The sequence below is a fragment of the Acidithiobacillus sp. M4-SHS-6 genome (assembly GCF_047421495.1).
GTDB lineage: Bacteria > Pseudomonadota > Gammaproteobacteria > Acidithiobacillales > Acidithiobacillaceae > Acidithiobacillus.
The window spans coordinates 2,371,910-2,392,362 of record NZ_CP175559.1; the positions used below are offsets into that span (position 1 = coordinate 2,371,910).

Below are 20,453 nucleotides of genomic sequence, written 5' to 3' on the forward strand. Positions count from 1 at the left end.
CTCCTAAACCCTAATTCATCAATGAATGTCGTCTCTTTTGATACGAGACCCGCCCATCCGCCGGTGCACTTCTACGCCCAGCAACTTACGAATCTGTTCCGTAAAATCCGTCTGACCACCAAAGTCCGAGCGTAAGAAGCCTTCTGCCATCGCCCGAACGTACTGGGAATACTGGTGGGCAAGAATGATGTCCACCATATAGGGAACGTCACGATACACGCCCAACTCCAGCAACGTTTCCCGCATCCACTGGCGCAGCCCCTCAAACATCTCGGGACTCTCGCCAAAAGGGAAATCCGTGAGATAATCACCACCACGAATAAACTCGCGAATGGCTCCAGAGCTGGTGCCCTGGTCCCAGACCCAACGTGTCATCAAGGGGTAGCGCTCCGGATCACTGAAATGCAGTACTTCAGCAGCCACATCCCTGATCACCCGTTTGACTTTTCCGGTAGCTGGCAAAGCCTCTTCAAATCGGGTCATCCGTTGCACCAGGTCACCGTGCCCGGTCAGGAGATCGCGCATCAACTCCCCGACCTTGGCCGGTCCTTGTTCCTCAATGAGTGGCCAGATTTTTCGCCGCGCCGTAAACATTTGGGCGACGAGATGTTCCATTTGCGATTCGGTCAGAGGTTGCTGTTCTTCCAGCAACAGACGGCGCAAGCTCGCCGTTTTTGCCGCCATGCTGCTCACCAGATCGGCCAGACCCTGTTGTCCCTCAAAAGCTTCCTCCAATTCATAAAAGGAGCGATTGAGCAGGCCCTTGTCGAGCTCTATGGGCAGCGTGGCAGGAACGATGTGTTCTTCGTTCCTGCCTTGGTAGATATCAGCTGGCAACTTTCTGCTGTCCAAAGAGATCGGCTACCGCACGGGAGCCCGCGGACTGGCCTTGCGCAATAGAAGTATCGATGTCTTCAGGACCGGTAGCCGCACCACACACGTAAACGCCCTTACGGGTGGTTCCCTGACTGTTGGTGTACTGCTCGGCACGATCAATGAAGCCGTGTTTTTCGAGACCGATACCAAAAGTCTTGGCAATTTCAGGGTTCAGTGCATTGGGATCCATCCCGATGGCATGCACCACAATATCCATGGGAATGACGATAGGACGCTTGACCAGGGTGTCTTCTCCTTTCACCAGCAAGCGGCCATCGGGCGACTTGGTGACCTCGGCGATACGGGCCTTGACGAACTTGGTCTTGAACTCTTCCTGGCTCTTCCAGTAGAACTTGTCTTCGTACAGACCAAAAGTACGAATATCCATGTAATAGATGAACACGTCCGTGCTGGGTGAGATTTCCTTGATTTCCATGGCGAGATTGGTAGAAACGGTGCAGCAGATCTTGGAGCACCATTCACGGCCGATCTGCCGGTCACGGGAGCCCACGCAAAGGAGAATCGCCACCCGCTCCGGCACGCGACCATCGGAGGGGCAACGAATCTGACCGGTAGCGATCATCTGTTCCATCTGGGTGGAGGTCAACACATCTTCATAGGTGCCGAAACCCCACTCCGGCTTGTTGATGGAGTCAAAGTGCGTAAAGCCCGTGCCCAACACGATGGCGCCAGCTTCGACCTTGTCGCCATTGCTCAAGGTAGCCGTGAAATTGCCGGCTTCCCCCTCAACCTTGCTGACTTTGGAGGATTTGTGAATGGTGACATTTCCGTCCCCTTCCACACGGCTGACCATACGACCGATGGCGTCTTTGGCCCATTCACCCGAGGGGACCAGCTTGGCGTAGCCGGAAATGATGGGCGCGCCGCCGAGAACATCTTCTTTCTCAACGATGACGGCTTTCTTGCCCATCGAAGCGATGGTGGCAGCTGCTGACAGACCGGCAGGGCCGGCACCTACGACTAATACTGTATCCTGTGCACTCACTGATTTTTCTCCTTAAGCGCCCGCTTTCATGTTGATATTTTGGTTGGTGGCGAGTTCGGGGTTGTAGAGGTATTCCACATTGCCCTGCTCGACCTGTTTCAGGTATTCCTGGAAATCGGCCTTGGCCTTGTCCCAACTGATGCCCATTTTCTCCACCAGATCTTCACAGGGTGAAGCATGCCACTGGAGCTGGACGATCTTGAAGGGGTCGGCACCGCAGGCCAGGGCGGCCAACTGTACGTCGGCCATGATGGGGATGCTGTAGTTCATGTCATGGGCCTTGCCGATCCACTGGTTCTTGTCCATGGTGGTGATGCAGCCCGTGTCGATGCCGATCATCACGTCGGCGTTGGCTTCTTCCCGGGCCACCTTGATCTTGCGGTTCATGGTGAAGCTGCGGGTGAATTCGCGCTCGGAAATGATGTGCCGGAAGCCAAAGCCACAGCAGTCGTACCAGGTGGAGTAGTCGATGACCTGGGCCCCCAGCGCCTGGGCGACGGAGGTGCCAACCGCCGTACGGTTGCCGCCCAGCACCGTGTTGTCATAGACAGCGTCTTCCGCCACCATCTTGTAGTAGTGACAGGCCGCATGGGTGGTCACCCGGATGTTGCTCATGTCGATGGTCTGCAGTTCGCTGGCGATGCGGTTGCGCATCACATGCAGCCATTCGCTGTAGTGCACCACCTCCTCGGGGAGAACGATCTTGCCGTCCACCAGGCGCCCGAGCTTGCCGAGGATCTTCTTGACCTTTTCGCGCAGTTCGGCGGATTCGATGAGGTATTTGCGGATCTCCTTGTAGTTGCCGAAGGAGGTGCCGCAGTGCACCAAGGGGAAGAAGTGGCCGTTCTCGAAGCCGTGCTGCTTGCCGGAGACGTAGGCCTGATGGAAGTTGCGCAGGAAGACGGCGGCCAGGGACTCCACGTTGCCGATGCCGGAGCCGTGGTAGTTCCAGGCAGTGCAGGAGGTCTGGTCGGTTTCGTCCAGATAGTCGGTGCCAAAATGATTCATGAACCACATGAGGCTGGTGGGATAGCCGGGGATGTTGCCACACTGGCCGCAGCTCTTGTGGTGCCAGAGCTGGTTGGTGGGCACCCGCTTTTTCCAGCCAAAGAGGGTCTCTACTTCGATGGGCTTGTGCTCATCGGTGATACGATGAACGATGATTTCGCCTTCCTTTTCCAGTTCCCACATGTGCTCGCGAACGTCGTCCATGCGCTCGCCCAGATCCATCGTCCGCCGATCCACGTGACTGCGCACCCAGGCCGTGGCTGCTTCCGCTTCATGGGCCGATAGATTGGTGTCCTGAAAAAAGGCGCCGTGTCCCGCCACGCCTTGCTGCGTGCTCTTGTCGCTCATAACCATCTCCTTGATCCGTCAGTCTTTCTGACTCTTGAGCCAGTCTTCGTAATCTTCCCGCTTTTCATCGATGAAGTCCTCGATCACATCAAAGAGGTTTTCATCCATGGTTTCCAGCGACTTCAACACACCCGTCATTTCCCAAATGGTGTACATTTCAACGGAGGTTTTCAGGGATACTTCCCAGGCGGTTTCTACCGTCTGCAGAGTCCGCACCGGGATAGCCTTGCGCAGAACCCGCAAATCGCCTTCGACTTTCTGAATATTGGGACCCCAGTCCGGAAAGTGATCAGGTTGAATCATGTCAGGAGAAAGCTGATTGCCCGTGGTAATCAGCTTGAGCATCACACGACCGAAGGGGCGCAACACATCTTTGGCGGATTGCATACCATGCCGAATGGATACTTCGCGCATGATCATGACCAGTCCGCCGGGGGAGTTCTTGAAAGGACAACGCGCCGCACAGGTCATGCACTGCGCACAAGCCCAGATTTTTTCCTGCATGGCGTCATAAATCTGTTCCACATTTTCTGTCCAGAGCAACTGGACGATTTCACGGGGACTATAATCATAGAACTGCGCCGACGGGCAGGTAGCCGTACAAATGCCACAATTCAAACAGCCATTGAGTTCGTGGTCATAACGAAAATCCGCACGGATTTCGTCAAACATCTCTTTCATTTCAGCGTAAGTCGCCATCTACTCGCTCCTCGCTCGTAATTAATACGTCGTACCTGTTGTGACCCGCAGCGCAGATCATTGGTTCAAATGAATAACGTGATATCGGACTCGCCGGCAAATTCAAAAAAGGCAGCCGCGCCACCCAGCTCAATTCCGTCAATGAAGTCTGCTGTATCAAACTCGAAAAGGTCAACGGTCATCTGACAGGCAATCATGCGTACTTCGGCTTCCACACACAGTTCACGTAATTCATCCAGACTGGCTACACCCTTGGCCTTCATTTTGCTTTTCATCATGGAGGTGGCCATTCCTTCCATACCCGGCAACACCATCATCAGTGTAGGCATCGGGACGGGCATCGGCATGGCCGGATTACCCAAGGGGCTGACACGCAGGTGACTCAGATCTTTCTTGAGCAATTGCAGGCCGTAAAAGGTAAAAAAGATTTCCACACTGTAACCCAGGGCAGCAGCGGTGGATGCCAGAATAAAGGGAGGATAACCCCAATCCAGCGTACCTTTTGTGGCAATAATCGCCAGTTTTTTCTCGTCCATTTTTAACTCCTGGTCGGGCTCTCAGCCCAACCTCATGCAATTAGGCCTTCTGGATGAAGAAGATAAATTCACCTGCAGCTTCAGCCTGCTCCAGAAGCGGGTTTTTGGTCTGCTTGGAAAAGGCTTCGAAATCTTTCACAGCACCGGGGTCGGTTGCGACGATCTTCAGGACCTGACCGCTAGTGAGCTCGCCAAGCGCCTTCTTGGTGCGCAGAATAGGCAAAGGACAATTCAGGCCGCGTGCGTCGAGTACTTGATCTTCTTGTACCATGGTTTAACCTCCTAAAGTTATTGATGTCTGAAAACTACCTGCAAGACTGTATCAGGAAAAGGGCGAACAGCAAGGCAAATATTTTGATTTGATGATTAAGCACCCCTATTTTAGAAAATCCTTATTGACCGGGCAACTGCCCGATGGGCAGCCCACGATTCACCCAAGCGGAAATTCCACCCCGCAAATTCAGCACTTGATCAAAGCCTTGCGCAGCCGCAAAGGCCGCAGCCTGAGCAGAACGTCCCCCGCTGAGGCAATAAAAGACCACCGTTTTGGACTTGTCCAATTGCTGAAGGGACATGGGCAGAATGTGCAGAGGAATATGCCGTGCTCCTTGAATGACGCCGCGTGCCACTTCGGCAGGCGAACGTACATCCACCAAAATGAACTCACCCTGCTGATCGCGCAGATCCTTGAGTTGATCTGCCGTGATTTCCTGGAAACCGTACATAAGCTGTTCACCAATTAATAAATTGACGTCATTTGCTAGCTTACACCATGTGCTCGCTCACGTGTAGCACCAGCATCCTCAACCACCCAGTCGCATCATGAAAACCCGGGAGGAACGTTCAGGATCAGCCACAAACTCGTGTCGTTCGGGTTTATCCTGCCAGATTCGCGCACGGATTTGTTCCGCTATGGCTGCATCGGGATATGCTCCACGAAGCAGCGGCAACAGATCCATCCCGTTTTCCTGCCCGAGACAAAATACGAGGCGGCCACTGGCGGTCAACCTTACCCGATTACACGTCGCGCAAAAATTGTCGCTGATGGGCGTGATAAATCCAATATGGGAGCGAGGCTGTCCAGCAAACTGATAAAGCTGGGCAGGACCATTATCGATCGGGCGAAAAGCCGGATATAAGGTGCCCAACTCTTTTTCGATGCGCGTCCGAGCTTCGTTGGCACTCAGGAAGTCTGTATTCCGGGTTTCGCTACCCGCTTCTCCCAAAGGCATGGTTTCAATGAAACGGATATCAATATGCTGATCCAGCGCATAGCGCACTAGATCAGCAAGGGCGTGCCCATTTTCCTGACGCATCAGTACCACATTGAGTTTTATCCGGGGGATACCCGCCACCACCGCCGCCGTAACTCCACGCAGAACCTCTTGCAGCTTGCCGCCACGGGTGACCCGGGCAAATACTTCGGGATCCAGACTATCCAGGCTGATGTTGAGGTTATTGACTCCCGACTGACGGAGCAGCTCCGCCTTGCGGGGTAATAGCAACCCATTGGTACTGACACTGATTTTACCAATACCCTGGCGCTGTGCGGCTTCGATCAGGGTATGCAGATGGGGATGAATGAGGGGTTCCCCCCCGGTGAAACGCATATGGCGCACCCCCAGACTGGCGAATATGGCAATGAGTCGATCATATTCTTCTATCTGAAGATGATCTTTTCTGGCAAAAAACGGGGTGCCTCCGGCGGGAGAACAATAAACGCAGCGAAAATTGCAGTGCTCGGTGACGGAAATGCGCAGGTAGGTAATCTGCCTCCCGAAGCGATCCGCCAGGGAGGATTCTCGTAGCGGTGAAGCCAATACCTCCTGCGCCATATTTTTCACCTCGATCAGACCGGAAAGGAACTTATACTAGACCTCTTTCCAGACTCGGTTCAACATTGCTGACGACCATGGTACAAATTGATGACGTGTTGCGCTTCGACAAAAAACAGCCAGCGCTCAACGCCAATACCGAATACCACGGAGATCACAGCAATCCAGGGGAAAGCCATTTGCCCCGTCAGCATCCCGATGATCAGGGCGGCCACCGGAATGATGAAGGCAAAAATATACATCATGAATTTAATACTGCGCGCCTTGGCACTGGGCAGGGTGTGCCCGAATTCTTCCGTCAGGAAGGTAGCAAAAGTATGGCCCTGCTCAAGAATACGCACGGTGAAACGGTTGAAGCCCGTGGCCGTGCGAATGGTGGGACCATTGGGTTGGCTGATCCAGAAGTAATAAATGCCTTTCATGACCGCTGCGGCCACCAACAGACCAAGGGCAATTCCCACCAGGGTTTGTGCGGGTGCGCCCATGATCATCCGTTCAGCGGCGAGAATGGTGGCGCCGATGGCTAGACCCATCACATAAAAATTGGCCGGCACAAGGGCGGTATTCCACTGGCGGATGGTTCTGAGCACGGCATAAATCATGCCCTGGCAGAAAATGGTGATCAGGCCGATCAAACCCGCCAGATTCGCCAGGATCAAGCCCACCGTATCCTGCGTACCCGCGGTGAAAAAAACCCAGACCAGATAGGCGAAGGCGAAGGGGTAATATAACACCGCAAAAATCCCTTCTCGGGCCAGCCAGGAGGTGCGCCAACGGGTAAATGCCCGCCAGGCGTTTTTCGGATTGGCCAGATGGGCGGTGGACGAAAGCATGCCGATGCTGACAAAGACCAGGGAGAGAATGACCGCGATCATGGTCTGCAGGGGATTCAAGCCACCATCGATCTGGAAATCATTGATGATGGCGGTCAATGCCATGATGCCAAATCCACCGCCTGAGAAAAGCGTCAGAAAAATAACTGCGAGTGCCGGATGCATGGTCTCTCCTTAACGCTCAACAACGCGATTGACCCATTCCTTCACCTTGCGAACGGCTTTTTTCTTCAGTTCTTCAGTGGGAATCGGAGCGTGCACGCGCGGGGGTAAATAGTGATTGGTGGGGTTGTAATTCAGTTCGGGCATCAACTGGTAGCCACCCCGGTCGCGAACGGCACGACTGACCGGGCTTTCGGGATCATCCAGATCGCCAAACATGCGGGCATGTGCCGGGCAGGTCAACACGCAGGCGGGTTGTCTTTCCTCTTCCGGGATTTCCATATCATAGATACGGTCAATGCAGAGCGTACATTTTTTCATGGTTCCGGAAACCCGATCCAGCTCGCGGGCACCGTAAGGACAAGCCCAGGAGCAGTAATTGCAGCCCATGCACTTGTTCTGGTCCACCAGAACGATGCCGTCTTCGGCACGCTTGTAGGAGGCGCCAGTGGGACATACCGTCACGCATTCGGCGTTTTCACAATGCATGCAGGACATGGGGAGATTGATGGTTTTGTTATAGGGGTAATCGCCTACTTCAAAATGGCGGATACGGTTGAACCAGACCCCCGAAGGCTTCGCCCCATAGGGGTCGTAGTCGGTCAGGGGCGCCGTCGTACCACTGGTATTCCATTCTTTGCAAGCCACCGCGCAGGCATGACAGCCAACGCAGGTGTCCAGATCAATGACTAAACCGAGTCTCATGGCATTCTCCTTGGCCCGTCAGGATTTCAGATTGACGGGCTGGTGGGTATGGTAGCGCAGCACGTCCGGTGCCGGGGTATCCCCTGGGAGGGGTTTGATGGTCGGGAACACCGGCCAGGTGCCCTCCTCTCCGGGGGCCGCCGGATAGACTTTCACCATCAGGTCGTACCAGGCCGCCTGACCGGTAATGGGGTCGGAGTTGGTCAGCCGTCTTTCTCCCTGCTTGGCCGGGAGCAACTCGGAAATGAGGTGATTCATCAGGAATCCCCGAGTGGCTTCAGCCGCTTCCGGTTTCAGACCCCAGGCACCAGACTGTTTGCCGATGGCATTCCAGGTCCATACCGTATCTTCCTGGCAACCCTCGATCAGTTTGACCTGCACCCGGATTTTGCCGTTGTGACTTTCCACCCACACCCAGCTTTTGTCGGCGATACCCATCTGCTCGGCGCGCTTCCGGTTCATATACATATAGTTCTGGGCGATAATCTGCCGTAGCCAGGCATTCTGGCTGTCCCAGGAGTGATACATCATCATGGGCCGCTGATTGACGGCAAAGAAAGGATATTCCTTCTTGTCGACGCGCTGCTGCTCCAGCGGCTCATAAAAAGCGGGCAACGGATCAAAGTAGGTGGCCAATCGTTCGCGATCCACCGGATCCTTGGGCTGCGGCCCATCGTAAAGACCCATTCCGGCCAGACGAAAGCGCTGGAAGGTTTCGGAATACAACTCGATGATGATAGGGTCAGCCGTCGGGTTGAAACCAACCCGCTGAGCCAATTCCAGGTATTCCTTGTTGGCAAAGCGATAGAAAGCCATGGACTCCGGCAAGTGGTACTTGAAAAAGCCCTGGTTTTCGATGTAACGATCCCACTGTTGGGGATTGGGGGCCCCACGCAGATGAGTTTCTCCGTCTTCACCCCGCCAACCCGCCAGGAAACCAATCCCCGGAGCACGCTCGTAATGGGTGATGAAGTCCTTGTAGCCGGAGAAACGTGGCTCGCCATTTTCCTTGGTAAAGGCCGGGAATTTCAGACGACCGGCGATATCCACCATGACTTCCTGCCAGGGCCGGACATTGCGATCCGGCTGCAGGATGGGATGGCGAATGGAATCACAAATGGCGTCGGGTTCCGAAATCGGGCGATCCAGCAGTGAAATGGCATCATAGCGCTCCAGATACGTGGTATCCGGCAGGATCAGATCGCCAAAATTGACCATTTCCGAATGAAAGGCATCCACCACCACGAGGAAGGGGATGTTGTACTCACCATTCTCGTCCTTGGATTTGAGCATGTCCTGAACATTGGCCGTATTCATGGTGGAGTTCCAACTCATGTTGGCCATGAAGAAAATCAGGGTATCAATGGCATAGGGGTCTTTGTTGACCGCATTGGTGACCACCATGTGCATCAATCCATGATTGGCAATGGGGGCTTCCCAGGAATAAGCCTTGTCAATGCGCTTGGGCTGACCATTTTCATCAATGACCAGATCTTCCGGTGCCGTCGGGAAACCCAGCGGCGAAGACTTGAGCGGGGTATTGGGCGCACTGTGCTGGGCAGGCTTGATGGGGGGTGGCACGGGCTTGGGATAGGGGGCCTTGGATCTGAAGCCACCGGGGCAGTCGATGGTGCCCAGCAGTACCTGCAGCAAGTGAATGGCCCGGGCTGACTGCATACCATTGGAATGGGCCGAAATTCCCCGCATGGCGTGCATGGACACTGGGCGACCGATGAACTTGTCCTGCTTGCGTCCCGCCCAGTCGGTCCACTCTACAGGGATTTCAATGCTTTCCTTGAAGGCCACATGGGCCATTTCCAGGGCCAGACGCTCAATGGTTTCGGCGGGAATGCCCGTAATTTTGCTGGCATTTTTGGGAGAATATTCATCACTGAGATAACGCTCGGCCAGAACCGACATGACCGTACGTACAGACCGGCCATCCGGAGCCGTATATTCACCGAACAGCGCAGCTGCGGAACCTGCCTCCATGCCATTGGCAAAACAGGCTTTCTGCATATCCCAAATCATGGGATGTCCTTCTGCATCGCGCAGAATCAGGCCATCTCCCGTTTTTCCAGGGGTGTTGACGACCAGGAAGGGGGCATTGGTGTAGCGCAGCAGAAAATCCCAGTCAAATTGCTCATTCTGGAGAAGAACATGCACCATGGACAGGGCGAGCATACCATCAGTACCGGGCTTGATGGGCACCCATTCATCGGCAATGGCCTGGTAGCCGGTACGTGCCGGATTGATGCCGACAAATTTGCCGCCCCGCCGCTTGAGCTTTTCCAGGCCGATTTTCAGGGGATTGGAAGAGTGATCTTCGGCGACCCCCCAGAGCATGAAATACTTGGTGCGATCCCAATCGGGGTCGCCAAATTCCCAGAAGGCGTGACCGAGCATGTACAACCCCGCAGTGGCCATGTTCACCGAACAGAAACCGCCGTGAGCGGACCAGTTCAGGGTGCCAAACTGCTGCGCCCACAATCCGGTCAGCGCCTGCATCTGGTCGCGACCGGTGAAGTAGGCGAGCTTGTTGGGATCCGTAGCGCGAATGTGAGCCAACCTTTCGGTCAGGGTATTGATCGCCTCATCCCAGGAAATTTCTTCAAATTCTCCGGCCCCACGCTCGGTACCTGGTTTACGACGCAGCGGATTACGCAACTTGCCAGGGGAATACTGCTTCATGATACCGGCGGAGCCTTTGGCGCAGAGCACTCCCTGATTGATCGGGTGGTTGCGGTTTCCCTGGATAAATCGTACCTTATTGTTTTCTACAGTGACTTTGATTCCACAACGACAAGCACACATGTAGCAAGTGGAATACTTGATTTCCTGCTTGCTGTGGTCTTCAAATTCCATAACCGTAGCCATATTTGAACCTCGCGTCTGGCTGCACCAAATCGGGGACATCCGTTATCGCCGGGATCTTGGCGGAGCGTACCTGATAAAGCAAGTCAGCGTTTTTGATTTTGTAATAAATAGTGCTTATTTGCTTTGTGACAGAGACGATGATTAGTTTAACAGTGCTTAGTCCAAGGAGATGCATTCATGATTCGCAATGATTTCAAAGAACATTCACGTATTACCGTGGCCTGGAAAGACAAGGAAGGCAAGTTAAGACCCGGTAATTTCTATGTATATGCCCTGTTGAAGGACGCCATGATCGTGCGTGCCACCGACAAGGATGGCCTGCTGCGCAAACTCCCTTATGCCGACGTCCTGCGTGTAGTGAAATTCAAGGACGTGGCACCCCAGGATCGTTACATGATTCCCGACGAAATTCTCAAGGAATCCAACTGGAAAGACACCGATGTCATGATGCGGTATAGCTCCAGTCCGCACCGGGGTAAATAATCCGTGTCTAGGGAGGGGTCTCTCTTGTCCAGAGACCCGTCTTGCCACCCTCTTTTTTGAGCAGGCGTATTGCCTCGATGACCATGCTTCTGTCCATCGCCTTGCACATATCGTAGACGGTGAGCAACCCAACAGATACGGCCATCAGGGCTTCCATTTCCACTCCGGTTTGTCCGCTACAATGGACTTCTGCACGGCAGATGATGCGGGCTGGCTCTACGGCAGGGATCAGATCCACCTCAACTCCCGTCAGGAGCAATGGATGTGCCAAAGGGATCAGTTCCCAGGTTCTTTTGGTGGCCTGGATGGCCGCTATTCTGGCAATGCCGAGCACATCCCCCTTATGCATTTGCCCCTGGGTAATGTGCTCGAAAGTGCTTTCTGCCATCCGGATTTCTCCTTCAGCCACAGCCACCCTTGCGCTGACCGCCTTGGCACCGACATGGACCATGTGGGCTTCGCCCTGGGCATTAAAATGATTTAGACTTTCAGGAACAGGCATGAAACTGGCACTCCTTTTGCTTAGGTATTTCGTTGTGTTCCAACGGCCCTGGAATTGCTCATGAAAACCCCCATACGACTCTGGCTATGGATGATTCTCTGTTGTTTCGCCCTACCGGCGCAAGCCGATCTGCGCTTTCTGTTGCCCCCTGTCAGCAGTCCCGCCGTCATGTATGCCGCTTTCACCCCCCTGGCCAAGTACTTGAGTCAGGCCATCGATCAAAAGATCACCTTAAAGTTCAGCGCCAATCTGCAAAGTTTTTACGATCAGGCCGACACAAATACCCCGCAAATGGTCCTTTTTTGTCCCATCGCCTACATACGCAGCGCTCATCAGCAGGCCTATTATCCTCTCGCGGGTGTCATTCCCACACCAGGAGGCAACCATAGTGTGATCGTCGTGCGGCATGATAGTCCGATCCGCAATGTCCTGCAGCTCAAGAATCACAGCTTTGTCATGGGCGACCCGGCCTGCGCCGCCTCCTCCCTGATACCTTTGTCCATGTTCCGCGAGTTGGGGATGACGCCCAAAAGCTTCAGCGCGTTCCGCCAAAGCGGTTCTGATCAAAGTGCCCTCATGGATGTGGCAGCCCGTTTTTATGATGCCACGGCCGTCGCCGAAAACGTGGCAGCGCCTTACCTGCATTCCGGAACCTTGCGGGTGATTGCCGATGCCGCAGTGGGTCCCGGCGACCTGCTGGCCGCCTCCGCTGGGGTGCCCGCCACCGTGCGCAAGCAGCTCACAATGGCCTTGTTGGACGCCAAAACCCGGGACCCCGCCAGCATCCATGCCCTCGGCGGCCTGGCGGCAGGATTCAAGGCGACCAATGACGGGGATTATAATGCGCTGCGCACGCTGTATCAGGAAATTCACGGTGTCAAACTATCACCCAAGATCCCGCAACAAGCCCTGATTCTGGGAATTCCGCCGACTTTCACTCCCATCGCCGCATACCGTATTTTTGCGCCTCTGCAAAAAGCCCTGAGCGCAGCCACGGGTCGCCCGGTACAACTGGTCATTCCTCCTGACGAACAGGCTTTCGTCAGGGATGGGCAAACGGGCAAGTTTGCCTTTGCCCTGCTCACGCCCAGAATGGTGGTCATGGAAAAAACCCAGATGCTTGCCGTTGCCCAGTCAGTCTCACGCCTTGACAGGTATGGCTTGGCCATCATTCGCAGGGATAGCGCTTCGCCAAACGCGAATGGCCCCTTGCGCATCGCTTTTTCCAGTCCTTACTGCAGTGCCCGTTCGCTGGCTGAAAAACAATTATTGCGTCTGGCGGGGACCAGGCCGGTGATCTGGGTTCCGGAGGGTTCGGAACGCGCGGTGTTTACAGCCCTTGCCGAAAACCGGGCTGAACTGGGTTTAGTGCGCAGCGCTACGGTCAAAACCCTCGAAAAACAGTTGCCGGGAATCTGGTCCATGGTCCAGAGTGCAGGTCGGGCACCCGTATGGACCCTGGCGGTCAAGCGCACGCTGAGCAGTGAACAACGCGCTGCGGTCCAGGAACGTGTGGCACGATTACCCCTCGATGCCCTGGGTTCTGCCGGATTCATGGGTTTCCGCATGTTAGCCCATGCTTAGGGCAAAAAAGCTATCTGAGCTTATGCTTGCGGTTTCTCCCCATAGTCCGGAGAACCGCAAATCGCGTTCGATGGTTGCGGGTCGTTTGGGGCTGATGACCCGCTTTTGGCAGGACATGTCCTGGCGCGCCAAAAGCATGACTTTTGTCTTGCTGCTCGTGGCGTTGATTTATCTGTCCATTGCCATTTTTCTCTATACGTCTGTTCGTAATGATCTGACCCATCAGGTACAAACCGAACTGCTGCGGCTGACGGAAACCCTGGCCAGTTCAGCTGCGGATCCACTACTCCTCAAAGATGGCGGAAAACTGGGCAAGCTGGCGAAACTGCGCAATCCGTTGGTGCGCTCCATTATCATCACCAACCGTCAGCAGGTGGTAGTCGCCAGCCCGGATATCCACCAGTTGGGGCAAACCCTATCCCCGACATTTGCCGGCAGCGGCGCCCATCGGATGGATCATTTTGTCGCGCCCATTCTGGCTGGCAGCAATCAGCTGGGCTCCGTCTATTTGCAAGGCAATCGCGCACATATCAACGGGTTAGTGAATCAGCGCCTGGACAGAACCATCAACCGCTTGATTGTGCTGGGCTTGATTACCGCTTTGCTGGGCGTGCTGGGCGCTTATCTGGTCAGTTTGGCCATGACCCGTCCGGTATTAAGACTGCTGGATGAAATCGAAAGCATGGAAAACCGCCTGGGCCTCGACAAGAAGTTCACCATCATTCGCCCTCCTCAGTCCGGCGATGAGCTCCATCGTCTGGAGTGGGCCTTCCGCTTGACCGAACAACGTCTCAAGGAACATTTGACGGAGCTTCGTCAACTGCACCAGCGCCAACAAGCCATGCAGTGCATGGCCACCATCGGTGAAATGTCCGCTCAGGTAGCCCATGAAATTCGTAATGCCCTGTCTTCCCTGCGGGGGGCTGCCCGTTATCTGGTGCGTTATGGTCAGGCAGATAATCAAGGCGATTTTATCCGCATCATTGAGGAAGAAGTGCAACGCCTCTATGACATGACCCAGGGATTTCTGGACTTTGGTCGCCCCTATGCGGCCGTTCCGGTCGACACGCCCATTCGTTCTTTGCTGGAACGCTGCCTGGCAAGACATAGAGCCGATCTGGAGACCAAAGCCATCGTGACCACCTTGGACTGTCCGGAAACACTCCATGCCAGACTCGACCCTTCGCTGCTGGAACAGGCCCTGAGCAATCTGATTCTCAATGCCATCGATGCCCTGCCCATGCAGGGAGGCGCACTGCAGCTTTCCGCAGAACAAGAAAACCTTGCCCAGTTGAACATCACCGTTGCGGATAATGGACCAGGTATTCCTCCGGAAAAACGCGCCACCATTTTCAAACCCTATGTCACCACCAAAACCAAGGGCAGCGGTCTGGGATTGGCCGTGGTGACAAAAATCATGATGGTGCATGATGGCAGCATTGAATTGTGTGACACAGCTTCTGGTGCCAGATTCGTTCTCCATTTACCCTGCGGATTGCCTCCATCAGGCGAAAGCACCGGTCATTGAAACCCTCACCGAGAGATCTATCATAGCAAACATGCAAAATTTGATTTTACTAGTGGAAGATGAAAAAAATCTGCGTTGTGTTCTGGCGGCGGTACTGAATGCCGAAGGATTTCGCGTTCTCGAGGCCGAAAACGGCGAACAGGCGCTGGCCATGACCGAGAGTGACTCACCGGCGCTGATCCTTACGGATCAACGCCTGCCCGGAATTTCCGGCACCGAGTTGCTACGCAGGATCAAGGCGAAGCACCCGGAAATACCGGTCATTATCACTACCGCCTACGGGGAAATCGAACAGGCAGTGGAAGCCATCAAGGCCGGTGCCGAACATTACCTGACCAAACCGGTGGATGAGGGCGAACTCATCGCCCTGATTCGTCAGACTCTGGAGCGGCACGGCAAAGCACTGCCGCCCATGCGTCAGGAACCGCGCCGCCATGGTCTGATTGGGGTCAGCCGCGCCATAGAAACCCTGCTGGAGGCCATTGATCTGGTGGCCCCCGCACCTTCCAACGTGCTGATTACCGGAGAATCCGGGACCGGGAAGGAACTCGTCGCACGCGCACTGCATCAAGCCTCCAATCGTGCGGATCAGCCTTTTATCGCTTTCAATTGCGGGGCCATACCGCTGGAACTCGTGGAAAGTGAAATTTTTGGCTACGAAAAAGGCGCCTTTACCGGGGCAACCCGTACCCAGGCCGGCAAGCTGGAAATGGCCGGCGCCGGAACCCTGTTTCTGGACGAAGTGGGAGACATGCCCCTGGCCATGCAGGTCAAACTACTGCGCGCCCTGCAGGAGCGGGAATTCACGCGCCTCGGCACCCATCAACCGGTCCGCATGGCGGCCCGGATTGTCGCGGCCACCCACATGGATCTGGCCAAGGCCGTAGCGGATGGCCTTTTCCGAGAGGACCTCTACTACCGGCTGAACGTCATTCCGCTGCATATTCCACCGCTGCGGGAGAGGCGCGCCGATATTGCCCCCCTGGTACATCATTTTCTGGAACAAGTCTGCCGGGCCATTGGCCGCAGCCCGACGGTGACCATCAGTAGCGACGCACTGGCCGCACTGGAAGCCTACGAATGGCCGGGGAATATCCGTCAGCTGGAAAACCTGCTGGAGCGCATGGTGGTGCTCAACCGTAACGGGCATATTCAGCGCCAGCAACTGCCTGCCGACATCTGCCAGCAGAACATAGGGCCTGGTGGGAGCAGTGCAGCAAGTCCCTTTGACTTACCGGCCCTGGAACGACAAACGGTGCTCAGTGCCCTGGAAAAAACCCGTTTCAATCAAAGCCAGGCAGCCGTACTGCTGGGCATCAGCCGTAAACAATTGCGCACCAAGATGAAAAACATCGGCTTGCTGGGCGACCAGGATCCTGAGGACGATAATCTCGATACCTGATCCATTGCGGGAACGGGTATGTAGTATCTGGTCCTTTTGGCACAATGATTTTTCCCTGGACTGCTCCCTTCCCCCTTCATATCCGCGCAATACAAAGGAGCAGTCATCTCGCCGACACACCCTCGGCCCGATTGAAATGTCTCGTTCAACCGGAATTGCGGCATAACTTACCGTAAAGATAGACGAATTAAATTCCTGATTAAAACTATACTTTACACCATATTTTATTGTTTATTGTTAGAGAATTCCCATTCTAAATGCTGGCACAAAATCTGCTAACTATTTTTGCCGCGCCAGCGGGACGCACGGCAATGAAGGGGCATTTCATGAAGCACCGAAATAAACAGCTTGCTCAGAGCGCTTTGCTGGTAACAGGTAGCCGACGATTTGTGGTCTTTGAAAAGTAAAAATCCATCCATAATCCTTAAGGAGACAATGACGATGAACAAACCCATTGCGCGACGCCAGTTTTTGGGTGCCAGCCTAGCTACGGGGGCAGTGGCAACGGCCGCCGGCCTGGGCCTGATCAAACCGCAGTTGGCCTTTGCGGATAATGTGGCCGGCTGGCCTGCAAAGGCCTTTGATGCCAAGTTGCTGAAAGATGCCATGTCCGACTCCATCGGTAAAACCGATATACCCGTATCTCCCAAGGTCAAACTGACGGCACCCACCATCGCCGAAAATGGCGCCGCGGTTCCCGTTACTATCGAGGTAGATTCCCCCACGACGGCAGATGACTTTATTGCGGCGGTTTATCTTTTTGTAGATCACAATCCAACCCCGCTGGCCAGCCAGTTTACCTTTACGCCCGCTTCCGGTCAGGCCTACATTCAGCAACGCATCAAGATGGCCCAAACCGACAATGTCCGGGTCGTGGCCAAAACCAACAAAGGAGTATTGATGGCCTCTGCCCCCCGTGAAGTCAAAGTCACCATTGGTGGTTGCGGCGGTTAAACCCAACCTTCACCCATTGCAAAGAGGAATTATCCATGGCAGGAAATGTAGGTAACCCCATGATTCGCATGGCTAGCAGCGCCAAGAAAGGGGAAATTGTCGAAGTTCGATCACTGATCATGAATCCCATGACCACGGGGCTGACCAAGGACAGGGCGGGAAAAGTCATTCCCGCGCATTTCATACAAACCGTCACCATCACCTTTAACGACAAACCCTTGCTGGACATTGACTGGAGTACGGCCGTCAGCGCCAATCCCTACCTCGCATTCAAGTTGCGCGCCGAAAGTAGTGGCACCCTGAAAATGGTCTGGAAAGACAATACCGGGGGCAACTGGAGTGCTGACTCCAAGCTGACGGTTGCCTGATGATACCTATATCGGGGCGAGTGAAATCACCCCTGCATCAAAAGGAGGAACCCATGAAGCGCTTGCCGAATGCGCTTTCAATTATAGGCCCAGCTGGTGTCAGTGACACCGCGCAGGCAGTCAACCGGCGGAACCTGGGGGATACCAAGGTCGGAACGGCCGAGACGCTCAAGCAGTTTCATGCCTATTCCAAGGAACGAAATCCCAACATGCCTCTGGAAAATTATGCTTTGGGCACTTATGCATTCAGTCCGGAAATGTACCGTCGTTGCGATAAAAAAGTGGGAGCCGTACCCCAACCGCTGGGAAGTGCCGATGACAAACGTCTGGAATATTTCATGCGTTATCTCAGTAACGGCACCAAGATCAATGTGCCGGGATATCGTCCTGAAATGCAGCGACGAGTGATGATTCTCCGTTTTTTCACTCGTCATCACCACTACCAGATTCAATGGGGAATATCATGAACACGAAGAAATCACTGCTGCTCTCGGCAACCCTCTGTGCAGGATTAGGTCTGGCTGGCCTGGCTCAAGGGGCTGAAATACCCTCGACGGTAGCCGGAATGCCGCCCATCAACACCGCCAGCCCACTGTATATTGTCAATGTCCAAAAAGGCGTGACCCCAGCAGAAATAAAAATGGGCATCCAGAGTGGCGCCGAGGCAGAAAACATGAATGTTGTCGGCACGCTGGATGTTCAGGAGGGGCTCAAGGAAAGGGGCATCAAAAGTAATCAACCCTATGTCATTTACGAGGTTTGCAATTTGGTGCTGGGCGCAAAAATTCTCAAAAACACACCGGAATTCGGGGCCTTCGCACCCTGTAAAATTGTCATGTATGAACAGGGAGGGCAACTGAAGCTCATGACCTATCTCCCCACTTATGCCCTGAAATATTTCCCGAAAGACCCGGAATCCGCCAAAGTGGCTCAGGAGCTGGATCATCAGATCATTACCGTGATGAAGCAAGCTGCTGCTGGCGGGCTTTAATCCGCATCGGAGGATGCAATGAACTTAAGTAGACGCGATTTCATGCAATTGATGGGCATAGCCGGTGCCGGGAGCTTTTTGAGCCCGGGAGCCGTGCAATCCGCCTGGGGAGCCGATGCAGATCCTTATGAAATTCCTGACTATGGGAACGTCACCCTGCTGCATATGACGGACTCCCATGCGCAACTGCTGCCGGTCTGGTGGCGTGAACCGGATACCAATATCGGCGTAGGCCCGGTGCTGAATCAGGTCCCCCATCTCTGTGGCCAGTGGATGCTGGATTATTATGGGGTAACCACTCCGCCATCCAACCAATATGCCTATTCTTGCCTGGACTTCGACACTCTTGCGCACAAATACGGAAAAATTGGCGGATATGCGCACATTGCCAGCCTGGTCAAACGTTACCGGCAACAACGTGGCGACAAGGTCCTGCTTCTGGACGGCGGAGACACCTGGCAAGGTTCAGCGACCAGCCTCTGGACCAAAGGGGCGGATATGGTCGGTGCCCAGAATCTTCTCGGCATTGATGACTTCGTGGGTCACTGGGAATTTACCTATGGACAGGACCAGGTGGAGCATTTGGTCAAAACCCAACTCAAGGCCAATTTCCTGGCCCAGAACGTGTTCAGCAACACCTGGCAGGAACTGGTCTTCAAGCCCTACCACATCCATGAGGTCAGTGGTCGCAAAATTGCCGTCATCGGCCAGGCCTTTCCCTTCACCCCCATCGCCAACCCGGGCTACATGATCCCCGACTGGGGCTTTGGCATCCATACCGGGCACATGCAGAAGATGGTGGACGAGTGCCGTGAGCAGCACAAAGCGGATCTGGTGGTGGTGCTTTCCCACAACGGTGCCGACGTGGACAAGAAAATGGCGGCCATGGTCAAGGGCATCGACATCATCCTCGGCGGCCATACCCACGACATCATGGGTCCCAAGCCTTTCATGGTCGGCCAGACGCTGATCATCAACACCAGCACCAACGGCAAAATCCTCGCCCGCTTCGATCTGGATGTGGGCAAGGGCAAGCTCAATGGCTGGCGTTTCCATTATTTGCCGGTGTTCTCCAACCTGATCAAGGAAGATGCGGAGATGGCGGACTATATCCACAAGGTCCGTAGTCCCTTTCAGGAGAAACTGGCCCAGCCCCTGGCTAGGACGGAAAGTCTGCTGTACCGGCGGGATAACTTCAACGGCAGTTTCGATCAATTACTCTGCGATGCCCTGCGCGAAGAGATGGATTGCGAGGCCTCGTTCTCTCCAGGTTTCCGCTGGGGTTACTGCAAGCTGCCTGGTGAGACCATCACCATGGAAGACGTTCTGGGCCAGACCGCCATCACCTATCCCCAGGTCACGGTCAACACCTACACCGGCGAGCAGATCAAGAACATCATGGAGCAGGTGGCCGATAACATCTTCAATCCGAACCCCTACTACCAGCAGGGTGGAGACATGATCCGGGTCGGGAATATTCAGTATGATTTCAATCCCGACGAGAAAATCTACCATCGCTGCAGCAATATGCGCATCGGCGGAAAACCCATGTCGGCCAGTAAAAAATACAAGGTGGCCGGATGGGCAGCCATGCAGCCGGTGGAAGGCAAACCGGTCTGGGAGATTTTTTCAAAGTGGCTGCAATCCCAAAAGCATGTCCGGGTGGATAAAGTGGATCTGCCGGTACTCAACAAGGATATGCGAACCAATAAAGGGATTGCTTTTCCGAAAACTTACCAGCTTTAAGCTTCTTCAG

21 protein-coding genes are annotated in these 20,453 nt (G+C 54.6%); 9 read left to right on the forward strand and 12 right to left on the reverse strand.

The features are described 5' to 3' along the window. Positions 1-18: 18 nt before the first annotated feature. The 11 genes from ACJU26_RS12315 to ACJU26_RS12365 all read right to left on the reverse strand — a co-directional run bounded on the left by ACJU26_RS12315 (position 19) and on the right by ACJU26_RS12365 (position 10,885). Positions 19-837, reverse strand: a complete 819-nt coding sequence (locus ACJU26_RS12315) for a hypothetical protein (RefSeq protein WP_414039926.1) — start codon at positions 835-837, stop codon at positions 19-21. Continuing rightward, positions 827-1,882 carry a CoB--CoM heterodisulfide reductase iron-sulfur subunit A family protein gene (locus ACJU26_RS12320; protein ID WP_414039927.1) on the reverse strand — a complete coding sequence of 352 codons (1,056 nt, stop codon included), beginning with the start codon at positions 1,880-1,882 and terminating at the stop codon, positions 827-829. The genes ACJU26_RS12315 and ACJU26_RS12320 overlap by 11 nt, the downstream gene beginning before the upstream one ends. A gap of 12 nt (positions 1,883-1,894) precedes the next feature. Continuing rightward, positions 1,895-3,238: a heterodisulfide reductase-related iron-sulfur binding cluster gene (locus ACJU26_RS12325; RefSeq protein WP_414039928.1), complete on the reverse strand. Its 1,344-nt coding sequence runs from the start codon at positions 3,236-3,238 to the stop codon at positions 1,895-1,897. 18 nt (positions 3,239-3,256) lie between these two features. Beyond that, positions 3,257-3,937, reverse strand: coding sequence for a 4Fe-4S dicluster domain-containing protein (locus ACJU26_RS12330; RefSeq protein WP_414039929.1), 681 nt, complete (start codon positions 3,935-3,937; stop codon positions 3,257-3,259). A 65-nt stretch (positions 3,938-4,002) separates the two neighbouring features. After that, positions 4,003-4,473, reverse strand: coding sequence for a sulfur carrier protein DsrE2 (gene dsrE2, locus ACJU26_RS12335; protein WP_414039930.1), 471 nt, complete (start codon positions 4,471-4,473; stop codon positions 4,003-4,005). A gap of 40 nt (positions 4,474-4,513) precedes the next feature. Continuing rightward, a complete protein-coding gene (locus tag ACJU26_RS12340; RefSeq protein WP_414039931.1) occupies positions 4,514-4,744 on the reverse strand; it encodes a sulfurtransferase TusA family protein in 231 nt (76 codons plus the stop codon). A 121-nt stretch (positions 4,745-4,865) separates the two neighbouring features. Next, on the reverse strand, positions 4,866-5,198 hold the full coding sequence (locus ACJU26_RS12345; protein WP_414039932.1) for a rhodanese-like domain-containing protein: 333 nt from the start codon (positions 5,196-5,198) through the stop codon (positions 4,866-4,868). A 78-nt stretch (positions 5,199-5,276) separates the two neighbouring features. Beyond that, on the reverse strand, positions 5,277-6,308 hold the full coding sequence (gene moaA, locus ACJU26_RS12350) for a GTP 3',8-cyclase MoaA (protein ID WP_414039933.1): 1,032 nt from the start codon (positions 6,306-6,308) through the stop codon (positions 5,277-5,279). A 59-nt stretch (positions 6,309-6,367) separates the two neighbouring features. Then, complete coding sequence (locus ACJU26_RS12355) at positions 6,368-7,306, reverse strand: dimethyl sulfoxide reductase anchor subunit family protein (RefSeq protein ID WP_414039934.1); 939 nt, start codon at positions 7,304-7,306, stop codon at positions 6,368-6,370. Between the two features lie 9 nt (positions 7,307-7,315). Then, entirely contained in the window at positions 7,316-8,008 is a 693-nt protein-coding gene (locus ACJU26_RS12360) for a 4Fe-4S dicluster domain-containing protein (RefSeq protein ID WP_414039935.1), read from the reverse strand. Positions 8,009-8,026: 18 nt separating this feature from the next. Beyond that, the gene (locus ACJU26_RS12365) at positions 8,027-10,885 is read right to left on the reverse strand and encodes a molybdopterin oxidoreductase family protein (RefSeq protein ID WP_414039936.1); all 2,859 of its coding nucleotides are present in this window, start codon (positions 10,883-10,885) and stop codon (positions 8,027-8,029) included. Positions 10,886-11,062: 177 nt separating this feature from the next. On the opposite strand from ACJU26_RS12365, the gene ACJU26_RS12370 reads away from it, so the two are divergent. Further along, positions 11,063-11,368 carry a hypothetical protein gene (locus ACJU26_RS12370; protein ID WP_414039937.1) on the forward strand — a complete coding sequence of 102 codons (306 nt, stop codon included), beginning with the start codon at positions 11,063-11,065 and terminating at the stop codon, positions 11,366-11,368. Between the two features lie 7 nt (positions 11,369-11,375). Here the strand turns inward: ACJU26_RS12370 and moaC are convergent, their stop codons facing one another. Continuing rightward, complete coding sequence (gene moaC, locus ACJU26_RS12375) at positions 11,376-11,870, reverse strand: cyclic pyranopterin monophosphate synthase MoaC (RefSeq protein WP_414039938.1); 495 nt, start codon at positions 11,868-11,870, stop codon at positions 11,376-11,378. A 60-nt stretch (positions 11,871-11,930) separates the two neighbouring features. Here moaC and ACJU26_RS12380 point away from each other — a divergent pair, with 60 nt between their 5' ends. The 8 genes from ACJU26_RS12380 to soxB all read left to right on the forward strand — a co-directional run bounded on the left by ACJU26_RS12380 (position 11,931) and on the right by soxB (position 20,443). Continuing rightward, positions 11,931-13,454, forward strand: coding sequence for a PhnD/SsuA/transferrin family substrate-binding protein (locus ACJU26_RS12380; RefSeq protein ID WP_414039939.1), 1,524 nt, complete (start codon positions 11,931-11,933; stop codon positions 13,452-13,454). A 94-nt stretch (positions 13,455-13,548) separates the two neighbouring features. Next, positions 13,549-14,982 carry an ATP-binding protein gene (locus ACJU26_RS12385; protein ID WP_414039940.1) on the forward strand — a complete coding sequence of 478 codons (1,434 nt, stop codon included), beginning with the start codon at positions 13,549-13,551 and terminating at the stop codon, positions 14,980-14,982. 31 nt (positions 14,983-15,013) lie between these two features. Continuing rightward, positions 15,014-16,384 carry a sigma-54-dependent transcriptional regulator gene (locus tag ACJU26_RS12390; RefSeq protein WP_414039941.1) on the forward strand — a complete coding sequence of 457 codons (1,371 nt, stop codon included), beginning with the start codon at positions 15,014-15,016 and terminating at the stop codon, positions 16,382-16,384. A gap of 441 nt (positions 16,385-16,825) precedes the next feature. After that, a complete protein-coding gene (gene soxY, locus ACJU26_RS12395) occupies positions 16,826-17,338 on the forward strand; it encodes a thiosulfate oxidation carrier protein SoxY (protein ID WP_414039942.1) in 513 nt (170 codons plus the stop codon). Positions 17,339-17,373: 35 nt separating this feature from the next. Continuing rightward, positions 17,374-17,706 (forward strand): thiosulfate oxidation carrier complex protein SoxZ, encoded by a 333-nt coding sequence (gene soxZ, locus ACJU26_RS12400; protein WP_414039943.1) that lies wholly within the window; start codon positions 17,374-17,376, stop codon positions 17,704-17,706. Between the two features lie 53 nt (positions 17,707-17,759). Next, complete coding sequence (locus ACJU26_RS12405; protein WP_414039944.1) at positions 17,760-18,173, forward strand: hypothetical protein; 414 nt, start codon at positions 17,760-17,762, stop codon at positions 18,171-18,173. Beyond that, entirely contained in the window at positions 18,170-18,697 is a 528-nt protein-coding gene (locus tag ACJU26_RS12410; RefSeq protein WP_414039945.1) for a DUF302 domain-containing protein, read from the forward strand. Before ACJU26_RS12405 ends, ACJU26_RS12410 begins: the two co-directional genes overlap by 4 nt. Positions 18,698-18,715: 18 nt before the next feature. Continuing rightward, positions 18,716-20,443, forward strand: a complete 1,728-nt coding sequence (soxB, locus tag ACJU26_RS12415; protein WP_414039946.1) for a thiosulfohydrolase SoxB — start codon at positions 18,716-18,718, stop codon at positions 20,441-20,443. Positions 20,444-20,453 lie beyond the last annotated feature (10 nt).